This is a genomic window from Pseudomonas sp. AL03 (assembly GCF_029960815.1).
Lineage (GTDB): Bacteria > Pseudomonadota > Gammaproteobacteria > Pseudomonadales > Pseudomonadaceae > Aquipseudomonas.
In genome coordinates, this window is record NZ_JASBRE010000008.1 from 157245 (window position 1) to 173528 (window position 16284).

The 16284-nt window shown below is 58.9% G+C and carries 16 protein-coding genes; 3 read left to right on the forward strand and 13 right to left on the reverse strand.

All coding sequences use genetic code 11. The features are described from left to right. Positions 1-2: 2 nt before the first annotated feature. The 3 genes from QK293_RS10800 to QK293_RS10810 form a co-directional block, all read right to left on the reverse strand. Positions 3-209: a DUF1656 domain-containing protein gene (locus tag QK293_RS10800; RefSeq protein WP_008151119.1), complete on the reverse strand. Its 207-nt coding sequence runs from the start codon at positions 207-209 to the stop codon at positions 3-5. Next, positions 196-2184, reverse strand: a complete 1989-nt coding sequence (locus tag QK293_RS10805) for an FUSC family protein (protein ID WP_282377268.1) — start codon at positions 2182-2184, stop codon at positions 196-198. The genes QK293_RS10800 and QK293_RS10805 overlap by 14 nt, the downstream gene beginning before the upstream one ends. A gap of 157 nt (positions 2185-2341) precedes the next feature. Further along, complete coding sequence (locus tag QK293_RS10810) at positions 2342-2809, reverse strand: PA2169 family four-helix-bundle protein (RefSeq protein ID WP_282377269.1); 468 nt, start codon at positions 2807-2809, stop codon at positions 2342-2344. A gap of 203 nt (positions 2810-3012) precedes the next feature. Between QK293_RS10810 and QK293_RS10815 the strand changes: the two genes are divergently transcribed. Together QK293_RS10815 and QK293_RS10820 are read left to right on the forward strand one after the other, a co-directional pair. Next, positions 3013-3249 carry a DUF3820 family protein gene (locus QK293_RS10815; RefSeq protein WP_128870220.1) on the forward strand — a complete coding sequence of 79 codons (237 nt, stop codon included), beginning with the start codon at positions 3013-3015 and terminating at the stop codon, positions 3247-3249. Positions 3250-3289: 40 nt separating this feature from the next. Then, a complete protein-coding gene (locus QK293_RS10820) occupies positions 3290-4471 on the forward strand; it encodes an aminotransferase class V-fold PLP-dependent enzyme (RefSeq protein ID WP_282377270.1) in 1182 nt (393 codons plus the stop codon). 2 nt (positions 4472-4473) lie between these two features. On the opposite strand, the gene QK293_RS10825 is transcribed toward QK293_RS10820, so the two are convergent. The 4 genes from QK293_RS10825 to zwf all read right to left on the reverse strand — a co-directional run bounded on the left by QK293_RS10825 (position 4474) and on the right by zwf (position 8233). Then, positions 4474-5199 (reverse strand): intradiol ring-cleavage dioxygenase, encoded by a 726-nt coding sequence (locus QK293_RS10825; RefSeq protein WP_282377271.1) that lies wholly within the window; start codon positions 5197-5199, stop codon positions 4474-4476. A gap of 181 nt (positions 5200-5380) precedes the next feature. Beyond that, positions 5381-6046 carry a bifunctional 4-hydroxy-2-oxoglutarate aldolase/2-dehydro-3-deoxy-phosphogluconate aldolase gene (locus QK293_RS10830; protein ID WP_282377272.1) on the reverse strand — a complete coding sequence of 222 codons (666 nt, stop codon included), beginning with the start codon at positions 6044-6046 and terminating at the stop codon, positions 5381-5383. A gap of 17 nt (positions 6047-6063) precedes the next feature. After that, positions 6064-6777: a 6-phosphogluconolactonase gene (gene pgl / locus QK293_RS10835; protein ID WP_282377273.1), complete on the reverse strand. Its 714-nt coding sequence runs from the start codon at positions 6775-6777 to the stop codon at positions 6064-6066. After that, positions 6764-8233 (reverse strand): glucose-6-phosphate dehydrogenase, encoded by a 1470-nt coding sequence (zwf, locus tag QK293_RS10840; RefSeq protein WP_150657230.1) that lies wholly within the window; start codon positions 8231-8233, stop codon positions 6764-6766. The genes pgl and zwf overlap by 14 nt, the downstream gene beginning before the upstream one ends. Before the next feature lie 244 nt (positions 8234-8477). Here zwf and QK293_RS10845 point away from each other — a divergent pair, with 244 nt between their 5' ends. Further along, entirely contained in the window at positions 8478-9338 is an 861-nt protein-coding gene (locus QK293_RS10845) for a MurR/RpiR family transcriptional regulator (RefSeq protein WP_177318169.1), read from the forward strand. A gap of 112 nt (positions 9339-9450) precedes the next feature. Here QK293_RS10845 and QK293_RS10850 read toward each other — a convergent pair whose 3' ends face one another. From QK293_RS10850 to QK293_RS10875, 6 genes are all read right to left on the reverse strand, one after another. Then, positions 9451-10305 carry a D-hexose-6-phosphate mutarotase gene (locus tag QK293_RS10850; RefSeq protein WP_282377275.1) on the reverse strand — a complete coding sequence of 285 codons (855 nt, stop codon included), beginning with the start codon at positions 10303-10305 and terminating at the stop codon, positions 9451-9453. 107 nt (positions 10306-10412) lie between these two features. Beyond that, positions 10413-11759 (reverse strand): carbohydrate porin, encoded by a 1347-nt coding sequence (locus QK293_RS10855; RefSeq protein WP_282377276.1) that lies wholly within the window; start codon positions 11757-11759, stop codon positions 10413-10415. A gap of 94 nt (positions 11760-11853) precedes the next feature. Continuing rightward, positions 11854-13014, reverse strand: a complete 1161-nt coding sequence (locus QK293_RS10860) for an ABC transporter ATP-binding protein (protein ID WP_282377277.1) — start codon at positions 13012-13014, stop codon at positions 11854-11856. Between the two features lie 3 nt (positions 13015-13017). Continuing rightward, positions 13018-13863 carry a carbohydrate ABC transporter permease gene (locus QK293_RS10865; RefSeq protein ID WP_282377279.1) on the reverse strand — a complete coding sequence of 282 codons (846 nt, stop codon included), beginning with the start codon at positions 13861-13863 and terminating at the stop codon, positions 13018-13020. Next, the gene (locus QK293_RS10870) at positions 13856-14764 is read right to left on the reverse strand and encodes a sugar ABC transporter permease (RefSeq protein WP_282377280.1); all 909 of its coding nucleotides are present in this window, start codon (positions 14762-14764) and stop codon (positions 13856-13858) included. Before QK293_RS10870 ends, QK293_RS10865 begins: the two co-directional genes overlap by 8 nt. 155 nt (positions 14765-14919) lie before the next feature. Continuing rightward, complete coding sequence (locus tag QK293_RS10875) at positions 14920-16227, reverse strand: ABC transporter substrate-binding protein (RefSeq protein WP_282377281.1); 1308 nt, start codon at positions 16225-16227, stop codon at positions 14920-14922. Positions 16228-16284: the final 57 nt, after the last annotated feature.

The following is a 16284-nucleotide window of genomic DNA, read 5'->3' on the forward strand; positions in this document are numbered from 1 at the left end:
CCTTATAAAGGTCCGAGGACGACGGTGATCAGGGTCAATACACAGACGTACAAGGCGCAATCAAACAATGCTTCGTGCCAGATCCAACGGCCCACCGGCGTCAGGCGCAAGAGCATGCGCAAGGCCCCGGTCACGAGCAGCGCCAGCAACACATAAATCAGAAATGGACTGAGCAGCACGCCGCCCACCGACCACTCACGCAAGCCCATGGCTTTGCTCCTGTTGACGGCACCAGGCGCGCCAGCTGCTTTGCAATTGCAGCACCGCGCCTTGGGCCAGTTTCACCGCATCGCTGGGGGGCAACGCATACAAGGTCTTCAAGAATTCTTCACTCGGGGGAGCCAACGCTTCGGCGCGATTGCCGGCCGGGCCTTTTATGAGGATTTTTTCCAGCTGTTCGAGATAACGCCGCTGAGGCGCACTGACCGGCAACTGCGCCACCGCCAGGCTCAAACGTAAATGCAGCAACTCGTCGCCGATATCCAGGCCGAGCAAGCCATCGTCCCAGCGGCTGCGCGCCGGTTCCGGCAACTCGGGATAGTGCCGCGCCAGTTGCAGCAGGCGGTCGGCCATGCGCCCGCCAAACCAGCTCTCGGCACCGCGCAGATTGCGCCGGGTCAGGCGCACCAGATCGTGGAGGGTCGCCGCCAGCAAACGTCGGCCATGCCATGCCGGGTTGCGCAGGATCAACAAATGAAACGCCAGCACGGCGGCGCCAACACCGATCACGATGGATTGGGCACTGTTGAGGAACGTCGCGACATCGAATTTCATCGCGTTGAGCGGCGAGACCAGCACGATGAAGTGCAGACAAAATGAGGTAGCTGTCGCACCGATCTGCGGTTTGGCCATGCCCAGTGCGCCGAGGAACAACGGCACGCCCATGCCCATGCAAAGCAATGCAAAACCACTCCATTGCGGCAGCAGAATCTGCCCGACGATAAACGCGGCCGGAATTGCCAGGAAGATCCCGCGCATAAAACTCATGCCGATCTGAGCGCCGTTCTCGCGGCTGGCAAACAGGCTACACACCACGCACGTCAACAGCAGCGCGCCGGAGGCAGCGGGCCAGGCGGTCGCCAACCAGAAGCACGAGACCACCAGAAACGCCAATGCACTGCGGGCACCAAACACCAGCGCCAATGACAGGTCGCGGTGCGGTGTCAGGGTTCGTGGCGGGTCGACCGTTTCCTTGCCCTCCTCGACGGCGTTCAACGCGGCGCCGGCCGCCATGGCGGTATCGAGCAACAAGGTGAAACGAGCCAGGCAGTAACTCTGTGCGGAGCTGATGTGCCGGGCGTGGGAAGCGTCGAGCAAGCTCGGACGCAGCGCTTGCAGGGTCGCGGTATCCGGGTTGTTGAGCGCCTCTTGGACCTTGGTCATCCAAGGCAACAGTTGCTCGGCTTCCTGGGGTTCCAATTGCTTCCATTGACGGCGCGCCGAACGGGCGATGCGCAGCAGCATCAACAGCTTTTGGCTCAAGCCGCTGATCGCGCGTGCTCGTTGCCGCCCCAGGCTTCCTTCAAACCAGGCATGCTCGCGCTGGGCATCGACGGCGACGATTTTCCCGAGGATTTCCAGCAAGCCTTTACGCGCCTGACCGTCACCGGTCAGCGTCGCACGCGCAGCGCTCATGCCGCTTTGCCAGGCTGCCCGCGCCTGATCCGCCAGTTGCCGTTCGACCCGCATCGGCCAGAGCAACGCACTGGCGGCGGTGGCGCAAAGTATGCCCAGGCAGATTTCCGTGCAGCGAGCCACGGCTTGATCGAACACGGTCAGCGGATGGGTGATGGCCGGCAACGCGATGATCGCCACCGTATAACCCGCCAGCACGAATGAATAAGACCAGGCGCTGCGCAGCAAGGTCGAACTCGCCGTACACAGCCCCAACCACAACGCCAATGCCAACAAAAACAGCCAAGGCGTCTGGGCGAACAACCCCATGAACACCACTGACATGATCGTCCCGACCAACGTACCCAGCAATCGCGCCAAGCCCTTCTGTACCACCATCCCGGACAAGGGCTGGGCGACGATGAACGCCGTCATCAACGCCCATGCCGGTTGCTCCAGGCCCCAGCGCAATGCCAGCCACAGTGCCAGGCCTCCACCGATCAAGGTCTTGATCGCGAACTGTAAGGCGCGGCGGTCAGGCGCTAACAAAGCCTGCAAAGTGATAGGCACGTAATGGACTCTTGGAAAGACGATTTAACGATAGTCGGGTTCAGTTCAGTCACTTCAAAAACAAATTATTAGCTAGCTAACTATCATCCGTCCAGTGCTAATTCCCGGACACAAAAAAACGCCAGACTGGCTGGCGTTTTTGACAGGCAACGAACGCTTACGAGCGAGCGCGAGCCTGGTTACGCAGGGCTTTCACCTGATCGTGGTTGCGTTGGACGCCGTGGTACTGACGCTCAACCAGGTCACGAATGCCCACCAGGTTGTGTTTGTTGATTTTTTCGATGGCTTCTTTGTAAGCCTTCAGTGCATGGTCTTCACCACGTTCGGCTTCGTTCAGCACGGCTTCTTCATCCTTGCCGGTGAACATCGCTTTCACGTCGACCCAGCGACGATGCAAGTCACCACTGACACTGGTGGACGTTTCCGGATCACCGCCCATCGAACGCACGGCGGCCTGCAACTCAGAAGCAGCGGTTGCACAGTCAGCCGAGCGTTGCACGAACACGTTTTTGAGTTCAGGGTGTTTGATGTCTTCAGCGCACGTCTTGAACCCTTCCTGACCGTCTTTACTGGTTTCAATCAGGTCGTTGAGTACAGAGATGGCTTCTTTATTCATGTCGGTCATTTTCAATTCCTCACGGGTTGATGGAAGATGCAATAGCTATTGCACCCTGCATGCCAGCTTTGAATTGATAATCAATTGCTTATATTTCAATCACTTATCGTTCAACGCAAAATCTGTATCCGCTTTATTTGCATGATCTGTCATTTGGCCTGCATGCAAAATGCCTGTATTTTCCAGACTGTTTGAATCAAGACGACTGATTGATGAACCCTGAAAAGCTCGAACTGCTAGTCACTCGTGAAATGCCCTTCGGCAAGTACAAGGGCCGGATCATTGCCGACCTCCCCGGCCAATACCTGAACTGGTTCGCTCGTGAAGGTTTCCCCCATGGCGAACTCGGCGGCTTGCTGGCCCTGATGCAGGAAATCGATCACAACGGCCTGTCGGAGTTGCTCGAGCCGCTACGCGCCAAACATGGCAAACCTGCCCCGCGCCACTGAAATTGCAAAACCGAAACCAGGCCCCTGATTGAGTAGACCCATGCCCGATAACACCCGCCGCGCCCGTGATGAAGCCTTCTGGCACACCTTTGCCGACCGATACTCGGTTGAACCCGGCCCGGTTAACCTGGAAAACGGTTACTTCGGGCGTATGTCCCGAACGGTGGTCGAGGAGTATCAGCGCAACATCGAACTCATCAACCGCAGCAATTCGGTGCACGTGCGCCAACGCTTCGAACAGGGCGAAAGCCTGCAGATCCGCGCGCAGCTTGCCGAGCTGGTTGGCGTTCCAGCCGAAACCATCGCCCTCACCCGCAATGCTTCCGACGGTTTGCAATCGCTGATCCGCAACTACAACCGTCTGACACCGGGCGATCAAGTGCTGATGTGTGATCTGGAATACGACACGGTCAAAGGGGCCATGCGCTGGCTGGCGCGTAATCGCGGCGTCGAGGTGATCGAGATCGAGCACCCGCACCCCGCCAGTTTCGACAGTTTGCTGGCCACTTACCGCGAAGCCTTCGTGCGTTATCCGCGACTCAAACTGATGGCCCTGACCCACGTTACCCATCGCACCGGGTTGGTCATGCCAGTCCTGGCGATCGCTGCGGCCGCCAAAGAGCTCGGCATCGACGTGATCCTCGACGGTGCCCATGCACTCGGCCAGTTCGAATTCAATCTCGATAAATTGGGCATCGCCTTTGCTGGCTACAACCTGCACAAATGGATCGGTGCGCCGCTGACCCTGGGCTTCATTTACATCGCCCCCGAGCGCCTGACCGACATCGACCCGGACATGGGCGAGATGCATTTCCCGATCACAGATATTCGCGCCCGCACGCCGTACAGCACACCCAACATCCCGGCGTTGCTGACCCTGCCGCTGGTGTTCGAGGAACATCGGGCCATGGGCGGTTCCGCCGCCAAAGGCGCTCGACTCAATTACCTGCGCAACCGGTGGGTGAGCGCGGTGCGCGAACTGCCGGGGATCGAAGTCATGACCCCGGACGACCCGCGACTGTATTGCGGCATCACTTCGATGCGCTTTACCCGGCATGCCGATCAACAGTCGATGGTCGAGCGACTGCTCAAGGACTACAACCTGTTTACCGTGGCGCGAAGTGGTGCCGCGAGTGGTCCGTGCATTCGCATAACGCCGGGGCTCACCACCACCGCCGCGGATATCGACGTGCTGAGCAAGGCGCTGAACGAGCTGCGCTGACGTCACACGGTGTACCTGTCGAAGTCCTCCGCTTTGATCTGCGATGAAACCGTAAACGTGTCGATAGCGATGGTCATGTGCCCGAAAAAGCCGTCTTCATTCGAGTCTCGACCGAGGGTATGGATGTTTAAGGTTGAGGCCTCGCCTCCACGGTTTTTATAGTGAAAGTCTTCATCGTTGGTCAGCGCCGAAACTGTCCGGCCACTGTACTCCCTGGCGTTGAGCACCGACCTCGACGCGACCTCCGGGAAGTAAAGCTGACCAACCCAGGCGACATGGCGCTCTTCCAGATAGTTGTTACCGGCCGTGATGCGCACCGCGACATGAATGTGCAGGGCCCGGCCGGCATAAAATCCGGGATAGATCGTGGTAAACCGCACGATGCCCTTCTTGTCCGTGAATTGCCCGCCGCGCAGATAGGTATCGTCGTCAGTGCGCGGGATCGCGCCAATGGCTCCGACATCGACTTTCTTGTCCGGATCAATCTTGCTCCAGCCCGAATAAGCGCCTCGCGCATTGCAATGCCAGATATCGACCACCGCGCCCGTGACCGGCTGACCGGTCATCGCATCGATAATCGTCAGTCGCAGCACCAAAGGGATGCCATCCAAGCCTTCGCTGATGTTTCGCCTGATCAATTTCGGATTTCGAAAATACGGGCCGGCTATCTGTTCAGGTGTCAGTTGGTAAACCGGTGTCGAGGGTGTAACCGAGGTGTTGTCGTCCATGACGTTCTCTCTTCCATAAGATGAACGCAGGTTAGGACGGGGCCAGGCTCGATGTGCGGTAACTATGTATCGCATGATCTTTTTGTAGGAGCGAGGTTTTCATCAGGCAAAAAAAAACGGTGCACCGACCAAGCGCACCGTAAAGCCGTAGAACACACAACGAAGTGTTTGGTAAAGCTGATCAGTCCAGCAGCGCCAGTGCCTCGGCGGTGCATTCCTGAATGCGGGCCCAGTCGCCGTTTTTGATCCACTCAGGATCAAGCATCCAGCTACCGCCCACGCACATCACGTTTTTCAACGCCATGTAGCTCTTGATGTTGGCCGGGCTGACGCCGCCAGTCGGGCAGAATTTCACTTCGCCGAACGGGCCGCCCAAGGCTTTGATAGCCGCGACACCGCCGCTGACTTCCGCCGGGAACAGTTTGAAGCGGCGATACCCCAGGCCATAACCTTCCATGATGCCGGAGGCGTTGCTGATGCCCGGCAACAGCGGAATCGGACTGTTGACGCTGGCTTCCAGCAGGTCACGGGTGATGCCCGGCGTGACGATGAACTGCGAACCGGCCGCTTCGGCAGCCGCCAGCATGTTGCGATCCAGCACAGTACCGGCACCGGTCACCAGTTCCGGGCGTTGCTCGCGCAGAATCTGGATAGCCTTGAGGCCGAACTGTGAACGCAGGGTCACTTCCAGGGCTGTCAGGCCACCGGCCGCGAGGGCGTCGGCCAGCGGCAGGATGTCCTGCTCGCGAGCAATAGTGATCACCGGCAGAATCCGCGCCCTGGCGCACAGGCTGTCGATCAGGGCAACTTTGTCCGCCATGGAAACGGTCGGGGATGTGATTGTCATAGCGGCTGATCCTTGGCTCATGGGCACCAGTAAATCTCTAACGTAGGTTGCAAAAACGCGCGAATCGGCATGGCGGCGACATCGTCACCGGCCAATGCGGCACTCAAGGTGGTCAGCTTGGACTGACCGGAAATCGATAGAACGGTGAACTGGGCAGAGGCCAGCAGCGCGCGGCTCATGGTCAGGCGCTGATGCGGCACGGTCGGCGCCAGCATCGGCCAGCAGCGACGGCTGCCGTCGACTTTCAAGGCATCGGCCAGGTTCGGGCTGTTGGGGAACAGCGAGGCGGTGTGACCGTCGTCGCCCATGCCGAGTATCAGCACGTCGATCGGCGGCAACTCGGCGAGCAAACGGTCGGCCTGCTCGGCTGCCAGCTCAAGGTTCGCGGTGGCGCTGTACAGGCTCAGAAACTGAGCCTTGGCCGCCGGGCCTTGCAGCAGATAACGTTTGAGCAGACCGGCATTGCTGTCGGCGTGCTCGACCGGCACCCAGCGCTCGTCGGCCAGGGTCACGACGACCTTGGACCAGTCCAGTTTCTGCTTGGCCAGGTTTTGGAAAAACGCCACCGGGCTGCGTCCACCGGACACCACCAGCGTCGCGGTACCGCGCGCGTCGATCGCGTCACTCAGCTGCTTGGCCACATTCAGCGCTAAACCATCGGCCAGCAGCACCGGGCTCTTGAACTCATGGGCGCTGACGCCCTGAGGCAGTTGCAAATTAGATATCGCCATACCACGACCTCCCATCCCGCGTGATCAGTGCAATGGAGCTCATCGGTCCCCAGGACCCGGCCGCGTACGGCTTGGGCGCATCACCGGATTTTTTCCACCCGGCGATCAACTGGTCACACCACTTCCACGCGGCTTCGATTTCATCTTTACGGACAAACAGGTTCTGATTGCCGCGCATCACTTCCAGCAACAACCGCTCGTAGGCATCGGGAATCCGTGCGCTGCGATAAGTGTCGGAAAAATTCAGCTGCAACGGACCGCTGCGCAGCTGCATGCCCTTGTCCAGGCCTTGTTCTTTGGTCATCACGCGCAAGGAAATGCCTTCGTCCGGTTGCAGGCGGATAATCAGCTTGTTGCTGATTTGCAGGCGCTGCTCGGGAGCGAAGATGTAGTGGGACGGTTCCTTGAAGTGGATGACGATCTGCGACAGCTTCTGCGGCATGCGCTTGCCGGTACGCAGGTAAAACGGCACGCCGGCCCAACGCCAGTTGCGGATATCGGCACGCAGCGCAACGAAGGTTTCGGTGTCGCTCTGGGTGTTGGAGTTAGGTTCCTCCAAATAGCCCGGCACCGATTTGCCTTCGCTATAACCAGCGATGTACTGACCGCGCACGACCTGAGTGGTCAGGCCTTCCGGGCTGATCGGCGCCAGCGCCTTGAGCACTTTGACTTTCTCGTCACGGATGCTGTCGGCGGACAGGTCGGCCGGCGGGTCCATGGCGATCAGGCAGAGCAGTTGCAGGAGGTGATTCTGGATCATGTCCCGCAGCTGACCGGCCTTGTCGAAGTAACCCCAGCGACCTTCGATCCCGACCTTCTCGGCCACGGTGATTTCCACGTGGGATATATAATTCTGGTTCCACTGGGTTTCGAACAGGCTGTTGGCGAAACGCAGGGCGATCAGGTTCTGGACGGTTTCTTTGCCCAGGTAGTGGTCGATGCGGTAGGTGCGGTTCTCCGGGAAGAACTGCGCCACGGCGTCGTTAACCTTGCGCGAGGATTCCAGGTCCGAACCAATGGGTTTTTCCAGCACCACGCGGGTGTTTTCGGTCAAACCGACCTTCGACAGGTTCTCGCAGATCGCGCCGTAAACGGCGGCCGGTGTCGCGAAGTAGGCAATCATTCGCTGGGCGCTGCCAGCCATTTCGGCCAGGGCGACGTAATCGTCAGCCTTGAGGAAGTCGACGTGCAGGTAACTCAGGCGGGCCAGAAAGCGTTCGACCACGGCTTCGTCCAGCTCTTTGGCGACGACGTAGCGGCGCAGCTCGGAGGCGATGAATGCCAAATGCTGCTGCTCGCTGCCAGGCTCACGGGCCAGCGCAATAATTCGCGTGTCCTCGTGCAAGAGGCCTGCGCCATCGAGTTGATAAAGGGCAGGAAACAGCTTGCGCAGGGCCAGATCGCCGAGGGCGCCGAACAAGGCAAAGGTGCACGGTTCAACCGTAATCGAAGGCATGATGTTTGTTCTTTTATCAAGTTAAGCTACAAATACCTTTTTTCAAGGCATCACTCAAGGGAAAATGTAGTAATAACCACAACATTTTCGCAAAATACAGATTCCGAGTGGTGGACGGTCGGAGCCATCAGTAGGATAGGCCACCGTTTGGGACCGCATCAAAGGCCCAATTTGCATAGCCGAACGCTTATTTGCATAGCAGAGCTCCTTTTCGTAGGTGAACCAAGGAAACCATATGGACCGCGTGCGAAATTTACTGGAACAGATCCAGAATCGCCTTGAAGACCTGAACAAGGCAGAACGCAAAGTCGCCGAGGTGATCCTGCTCAACCCACAGCAGGCCACCCGATTCAGCATCGCCGCCCTCGCCCAGGCCTCAAAGGTCAGCGAGCCGACGGTCAACCGTTTCTGCCGTTCGTTCGGTGTCAGCGGCTACCCGGAGCTCAAGCTTCAGTTGGCCCAGAGCCTGGCCAGCGGCGCGGCGTATGTCAGCCGGGCGGTTGAGGCCGACGACAATCCGGAAGCGTATACCAAAAAGATTTTCGGCAGCGCCATCGCCTCGTTGGACAGTGCGTTGCAGGCGCTTGACCCGAACCTGATCAGCCGCGCCGTCGACCTGTTGATCCAGGCCCGGCAGATCCACTTCTTCGGCCTCGGCGCCTCGGCCCCGGTGGCCCTGGACGCTCAGCACAAGTTCTTCCGCTTCAATTTGGCCGTCACCGCCCATGCCGATGTGCTGATGCAGCGCATGATTGCGTCGGTGGCACATACCGGCGAGTTGTTCGTGATCATTTCCTACACCGGCCGTACCCGCGAACTGGTGGAAGTGGCGCGTATCGCCCGGGAGAACGGTGCTTCGGTGCTGGGTCTGACGGCCGAGGGTTCACCACTGGCCAAGGCCAGCACCTTGAGCCTGAACATTCCGCTGCCGGAAGACACCGACATTTATATGCCGATGACGTCGCGGATCATTCAGCTGACGGTGCTGGATGTGCTGGCGACCGGCATGACCTTGCGTCGGGGCGTGGATTTCCAGCCGCATTTGCGCAAGATCAAGGAAAGCTTGAATGCCAGTCGGTATCCGATTGGGGATGAGTTCAACTGACCCCACGCCGATCGTTCCCACGCTCCGCGTGGTAATGCCTCTAGGGACGCTCCGCGTCCAGTGACGCGGAGCGTCACGGGCTGCATTCTCACGCAGAGCGTGGGAACGATCATCACGCCCCAACCCGAGCCTGCAAACTCAAATGCGCCCTCTCCCCCGGCGCCAAACTCAGGCTGTCCGTCCCACCGCTCGCCGCCTCCACACACACAAACTCCGACATCTCATTCCAGCTCACCCCCAACAACGGCCGCGAGCCCGGATGCCAGACCACCGTGTCCGCATCGTCACCGGTATCGATGCACAACTCCCGCCGCCAGGCATGGTCCTTGAGCTGTAATTCGCCGTCATGCTGGAACACTCGCTGGCAGCCACCCTCTACCCGCAACTCGCCTTCCTGATGACAAATCTGACGGTTCAACTGGTCGTAACCTTGCGCTCCATCGAGTCCAGACAGCGCTACCTCGCCGACGTCGCCAATACGCCAATACGCGTGCAACGCCTGACTCAATTGGCACGGCAGGCTGTCCTGATGCTCGGTACTCAGGCGTAGATCCATGCGTTCACCCAAGTGCGCATGCAAGTCCACTTGCCAGTCGCACAACTGAAGTTGCCAGTGCAGGCGCACGCCATCGTCATCAGTGCTGCTGTCCAGAAGCTTCCAGTCGATCAGCCGTGCCCAACCATGGGAAGGCCAGGCGTTTTCGCTCGGATGACGGCCATACCACGGCCAGCACACCGGAACGCCGCCACGAATCGCACCGACCTGCGGCCACTTCGCCGCGCACCAGAGCCAGGGTTTCTGGCCCTTTGGCTGAAAGTGCAACAACTGCGCACCCTGCCGACTGAACACCGCGTGACACAGCGGATGGTCGATCACCAGCACGTCGCGCTTCTGATAGCGCTCCCACGCAAACACCGGACGTTCGCGCAAGGATTTGAAGAAGCGTTGTAGCGGATGCTCATGCATGTGCCACGGTCCTGAAAATCACCCGGGGTGCGCCGCCCCAAAAAAAAGCGGACAGCCAAGGCTGTCCGCAAAAATGCGCACATAGAGAGGAGCTTATCGCAACAGCGTTAGAACACCGACTGAATTTTCAGGCCGGCGACCAGCGCGTTGTCGACTTCATCCACACCGCCCGGGTGAGTGATGTATTGCAGGTTAGGACGCACAGTCAGCCAGTTGGTAACGTGGAAGCCGTAGTTGATCTCGTAGTTGTACTCGGTGGTACGCAGTGGCGAGAACAGCGGATCCTCGTAGTCGGTGACACCATTGGAGGCGTTGACCAACTCGGCGTTTTTCTTCACGTCATCGTTGACATGAATACGGGCGAAACCGATACCCATGTCATCTTTTGGACGTGCATCGAACGGGCCCTTGTACACAAACATCAGCGACTGATAGTTGTCGACAACATTGGTGTCCTTGTCGTGGAACGTGGCGTTGGCTGCAATGTTCAGACCACGGCTCTTGTCACCGTTGTGGTCGGTCAACTGTTGCTGCGCCACGAACCAGTAACCGGACTTGCTGCTGTGGCTGCGATAGGCGTTGCCGCTGGTTGCCGCATCATTGCCGTTGTCGTCTTTACGAACGTCATCGGCCTTGGCCGTACTTTTGTAGTAACCGACACGGTATTCGCCCGGCAGGTTGTTAGGGTTAGGCAACCAGACCAGTTCGACCGGCAAGACGGTGCCTTTGGTACCACTGCCGCTGAGCTTGAAGCCGTTACCGTGCTCCAGTTGCGACGGGTTCTGGTTGTACGCGCCGATCTGCGCGTAGAACTCAGGCGAGATGTTGTACTTCACGCGGACAGCGGCCTGGCTGACTGGCCAGTTGTACCAGATGTTGGTCGCCCAGTTACCCACTTGGGAGCCGCAGAATGCCAGGTTCTGGAACTCGCATGGGAAGGTGTTGAAGTCTTCGCCTTCGCCGAAGTAACCGGCTTTGACGTCCAGTTTTCCGTCGAGGAACTGGTGCTTGATCCACAACTGGGTCAGACGGACCATATGGCCACGGCCGTAGACTTCCTGGGAGGAACTCAAGGTGCCGGCACGCGGGTCGCCGACACGGTCATTGGAGATGTTCTGACCGTTACGGTTGGTGAACTGGATCTTGGCCTGGGTGTTATCCCAGCCCCACAATTTTTGCAGGTCCAGTGCCACGCCCAGGCCAAACTGGTCAGCGTAACGCGCCGTCTTGTCGTTGTTGTAGCCGCCGTGGAGGTTGGCGCCCACTTCACCGACATAGTCCATCTTGATGTCGATACCCTGCTCGATCAGCCTGGTCCGCTCGCCGCCCCAATCACCGGTCATCCATTCGGAATCGGCGCTGAACGCGTCAGCTGCGTGCACACTACCGGCCAGCATCATTGCCGCAATGGCTGACAACTGGCAGATAAGCTGAGCGTTGTTGTTCTTCTTCATCCCTACATCCTCGTTTTATTGTTATTAACTGTTTTTATATAACGCGGTTTACATCCCCAGTGAGAGCGAGCTTGCTCGCTCCCACACTTGCTCTTCAGCGGCCTTTGAATTGGGCGACATTGGCACTGTGGGCCTTGGTTTCAGACTGACCGGCCACCCCCAGGCGTTCACCGGTCTTGGCATCGAACAGCAGCACTTTCGATGGGTCGAATTGCAGGGTCAGGGTCTCGCCCACGGCCGGCGCGACGTCCGGCGCCAGACGGCAGCAGACTTTGGTGTCGTTGAGATTGACGAACACCAGGGTGTCGGGACCGGTCGGCTCGGTGACCTGGACTTCGGCGCGAATGGTCGGCAAACCGTTCGGCTCGTTGCCCGCCAGCACGATCTGCTCCGGGCGCATGCCGAGGATCACTTCGCGGTCTTCAAGACCGGCGTCTTGCATGCCCAAAGACAATTCGCAGCGCGCCTGTCCGCTGTCGAGCAGCGCCACCAGACGACCGTCCTTGCGCTGCAAACGCAGCGGGATGAAGTTCATCGGCGGCGAACCGATGAAGCTCGCCACGAACAGGTTGGCCGGGTTGTTGTAGATGTCTTTCGGCGTGCCAAATTGCTGAATGATTCCGTCCTTCATCACCGCAACCTTGTCGCCCAGGGTCATGGCTTCGATCTGGTCGTGAGTCACGTAAACCGTGGTGGTTTTCAGGCGCTGATGCATCAGTTTCATTTCGGTGCGCATCTCGACGCGCAGCTTGGCGTCGAGGTTGGACAGCGGCTCGTCGAACAGGTAAATCTTCGGCCGTCGCGCCAGAGCACGACCCATCGCCACGCGCTGTTGCTGACCACCGGAGAGCTGGCCGGGTTTGCGGCTGAGCAGATGTTCGATCTGCAACAGCTTGGCGACGCGAGCGACTTCTTCGTCGATTTCGGCGGCCGGCATTTTGCGAATCTTCAGGCCGAACGCGATGTTGTCCCGCACGCTCATGGTCGGGTACAGCGCATAGGACTGGAACACCATGGCAATGTCGCGATCTTTCGGACTCATGCCGCTGATGTCAGCGTCGTCCACCAGGATGGCGCCGCCGCTGATGTTTTCCAGACCGGCGATGCAGTTCATCAAAGTGGATTTGCCGCAGCCCGACGGGCCGACGAGGATCAGGAACTCACCGTCATCGATCTTCAGTTCGATGTTTTTCAGGGTGTCCGGCAAACCGGCGCCGTAGGTTTTGTTGACGTTGCGTAATTCGAGAGTTGCCATGTTCTACCCCTTGACCGCGCCGGACGTCAGCCCACGCAGGAAATACTTGCCAGCGAATATGTAGACCAGCAGTGTCGGCAGCCCGGCGATCATCGCGGCGGCCATATCTACGTTGTATTCCTTGGCCCCGGTGCTGGTGTTGACCAGGTTGTTCAGGGCCACGGTAATTGGCTGGGCATCGCCACTGGCGAAGACCACGCCGAACAGGAAGTCATTCCAGATTTGCGTGAACTGCCAGATCAGGCAGACCATCACGATCGGGATCGACATCGGTAGCAGGATCTTCCAGAAAATCGTGAAGAAGCCTGCGCCATCAAGCCGTGCAGCCTTGACCAGCGCATCCGGAATGCTCACGTAGTAGTTGCGGAAGAACAGCGTGGTGAACGCCAGGCCGTAGACCACGTGCACCAGCACCAGACCGGTGGTGGTGTTCGCCAGGCCGATCTTGCCGAGGGTAAACGAGGCTGGCAGCAGCACGGTCTGGAACGGCAGGAAGCAGCCGAACAGCAGCAGGCCGAAGAACAGTTGCGAACCGCGGAAGCGCCACATCGACAGCACGTAGCCATTCATTGCACCGATGAAGGTGGAGATCAGAACCGCCGGCACGGTGATTTTCACCGAGTTCCAGAAGTAGCTGCCCACGCTGTCCCAGGCCTTGATCCAGCCAATGCCGTCAATCACTTGCGGCCAGCTCAGCAGGTTGCCGGTGCGGATGTCTTCCGGGGATTTGAAACTGGTCAGCAGCATCACCACCAACGGGATCAGGTAGATCGCGGCGGCCAGCAGCAAGGTGGCGTAGATGGCGATGCGGCTGAAGCTCAAGGCCGGTTTGCCAAGTTGATTACTCATGGCGTTTTCCTCGCAATTCGGAGTACAGGTACGGCACCAGAATCGCCAGGATCGCGCCAAGCATCATCATGGCGCTGGCCGAACCAATGCCCATCTGGCCACGGCTGAAGGTGAAGGAATACATGAACATTGCCGGCAAGTCGGACGAGTAACCGGGACCGCCCGCCGTCATCGCCGCCACCAGATCGAAGCTCTTGATCGCGATGTGCGCAAGGATCATGAAGGCGCTGAAGAACACCGGGCGCAAGCTCGGCAGAACGATCTTCATATAGATGGTCGGCAGGCTCGCGCCGTCGACTTGCGCGGCACGGATGATCGATTGATCGACACCACGCAGGCCCGCCAGGAACATCGCCATCACAAACCCGGAGGCTTGCCACACAGCGGCGATCACCAGGCAATACACCACGCGATCCTGATCCACCAGCCAGTCGAGACGGAAGCCTTCCCAGCCCCAGTCACGCAACATTTTGTCCAGGCCCAGACCCGGGTTGAGCAGCCATTTCCACGCAGTACCGGTGACAATCATCGACAGCGCCATCGGGTACAGGTAAACGGTGCGGATGAACCCTTCCTTGCGAATGCGCTGATCCAGCAGCACCGCCAGGAACACCCCCAGCACCAGGCTGATGCCAATGAACATGCCGCCGAAGACCGCGAGGTTTTTGCTCGCGACCCACCAGCGGTCGTTGTCCATCAGGCGGATATACTGCTGCAGGCCGACCCATTTGTAGCTCGGCATGAAGCTGGAATTGGTAAAGGACAGAACGAATGTCCAGATGATGTAACCGTAAAAACCAACCAGGACGATCAGCATGCTTGGCGCCAAAACCAGTTTGGGGAGCCAGCGCTGCAGTGCGTCGAACGGTGAGGCTTTGCTGAAAACCGCCACAGAGCTCATCGGGATAATCCAGTGGAGAGAAGAAAAGTCGGCACGGTGATCCCTTGTGGGAGCGAGCCTGCTCGCGAAGGCGGTGTCTCAGTCGACATCATTTCTGAATGTCAGACCGCTTTCGCGAGCAGGCTCGCTCCCACAGGGTCAGGCGGCGTCTGGGATTACTGGGCGGCTTTGACGGCCGATGCCAACTGGGCGCTGGCCTTGGCCGGGTCCGCATCCTTGTCGTTCATGAAGTTGGTCACCACATCGAAGATCGCGCCCTGTACGGCCAGGGAAGTGGCCATGTTGTGCGCCATGCTCGGTTGCAGGCCACCCGTCTTCTCGTCAGCCAGGAAATCCTTGGCCGCCGTTTGAGCGCAAGAATCGAAGCCCAGACCGCTCATATCGTTAAGCATGTCGGTACGCACCGGGATCGAGCCTTTGTTGATGCTGAAGATTTTCTGGAAGTCTTTACCCAGCGCGACCTTGGCCAGGTCTTGCTGAGCGGCGATGTCGCCTTTGCGATCCGCTTTCAACTTGAACACGGCCAGCGAATCGATGTTGTAGGTGAAGGCTTTTTCGGTGCCCGGGAACGGCACGCACTGGTAATCCGTGCCGGCTACTTTCTTGGCCGCGGTCCATTCGCTCTTGGCCCAGTCGCCCATCATCTGCATACCGGCCTTGCCGTTGATGACGTCGGCGGCGGCGATGTTCCAGTCACGACCGGCGCGGTTCGGGTCCATGTAGCCAGTGATTTTTTTCAGCTCGGTGAACGACTTGGTCATCTCGGCACCCGAGAGGGTTTTCTGATCCAGGTCTACCAGGGCTTTTTTGTAACCGTCAGCGCCCATGACCGAGAGCACCACGTCCTCAAACACGGTGCTGTCCTGCCAAGGCTGGCCACCGTGGGCAAGCGCGATGAAGCCTGCGGCTTTGAGCTTGTCGCCGGCGGCATAGAATTCTTCGAGGGTGGTTGGGGCTTTTTCGATCCCGGCTTTCTTGAAGACTTCCGGGTTGATCCACAGCCAGTTGACGCGGTGAATGTTCACCGGCACGGCGACGTAGTCACCTTCGTACTTCACGGTGTCGGAGACTTTCTTCGACAGCAGGCCATCCCAGCCTTCGGACTTGGCAACGTCTTTCAGGGTATCGGTGCTGAGCAGGCCAGTGCTGCCCCACTCCTGGATGTCTGGTCCTTTGATCTGTGCAACGCCCGGCGGGTTACCGGCGACGGCGCGGCTTTTGAGTACGGTCATGGCAGTGGAACCGCCACCACCGGCGACTGCGCCGTCCTTCCAGGTGAAGCCGTCTTTTTCGACTTGGGCCTTCAGAACATCGACCGCTGCCTTTTCACCACCAGAGGTCCACCAGTGAACGACTTCCACCGAACCTTTGGAATCGGCGGCAAGCGCACTCAGCGGGAATGCAGACAGGGGAAGCAATGAAGCGAGAGAAATGACAGTGGCGAGGCGAGTGATCGCATTCATCTGAAGTACCTTTCTTGTTGTTATGCATGCAAGTCTGGTGCTTGCGCTACATAGGAT

Excerpts from the sequence above, each read along its gene's own strand:
- QK293_RS10810 (WP_282377269.1), bottom strand. The coding sequence starts at position 2,809 with ATGACCGACATGAATAAAGAAGCCATCTCTGTACTCAACGACCTGATT.
- QK293_RS10860 (WP_282377277.1), bottom strand. The coding sequence starts at position 13,014 with ATGGCAACTCTCGAATTACGCAACGTCAACAAAACCTACGGCGCCGGT.
- QK293_RS10830 (WP_282377272.1), bottom strand. The coding sequence starts at position 6,046 with ATGACAATCACATCCCCGACCGTTTCCATGGCGGACAAAGTTGCCCTG.
- QK293_RS10855 (WP_282377276.1), bottom strand. The coding sequence starts at position 11,759 with ATGAAGAAGAACAACAACGCTCAGCTTATCTGCCAGTTGTCAGCCATT.
- QK293_RS10875 (WP_282377281.1), bottom strand. The coding sequence starts at position 16,227 with ATGAATGCGATCACTCGCCTCGCCACTGTCATTTCTCTCGCTTCATTG.
- QK293_RS10850 (WP_282377275.1), bottom strand. The coding sequence starts at position 10,305 with ATGCATGAGCATCCGCTACAACGCTTCTTCAAATCCTTGCGCGAACGT.
- QK293_RS10870 (WP_282377280.1), bottom strand. The coding sequence starts at position 14,764 with ATGAGCTCTGTGGCGGTTTTCAGCAAAGCCTCACCGTTCGACGCACTG.
- QK293_RS10865 (WP_282377279.1), bottom strand. The coding sequence starts at position 13,863 with ATGAGTAATCAACTTGGCAAACCGGCCTTGAGCTTCAGCCGCATCGCC.
- zwf (WP_150657230.1), bottom strand. The coding sequence starts at position 8,233 with ATGCCTTCGATTACGGTTGAACCGTGCACCTTTGCCTTGTTCGGCGCC.
- QK293_RS10825 (WP_282377271.1), bottom strand. The coding sequence starts at position 5,199 with ATGGACGACAACACCTCGGTTACACCCTCGACACCGGTTTACCAACTG.
- QK293_RS10800 (WP_008151119.1), bottom strand. The coding sequence starts at position 209 with ATGGGCTTGCGTGAGTGGTCGGTGGGCGGCGTGCTGCTCAGTCCATTT.
- QK293_RS10815 (WP_128870220.1), top strand. The coding sequence starts at position 3,013 with ATGAACCCTGAAAAGCTCGAACTGCTAGTCACTCGTGAAATGCCCTTC.
- pgl (WP_282377273.1), bottom strand. The coding sequence starts at position 6,777 with ATGGCGATATCTAATTTGCAACTGCCTCAGGGCGTCAGCGCCCATGAG.
- QK293_RS10820 (WP_282377270.1), top strand. The coding sequence starts at position 3,290 with ATGCCCGATAACACCCGCCGCGCCCGTGATGAAGCCTTCTGGCACACC.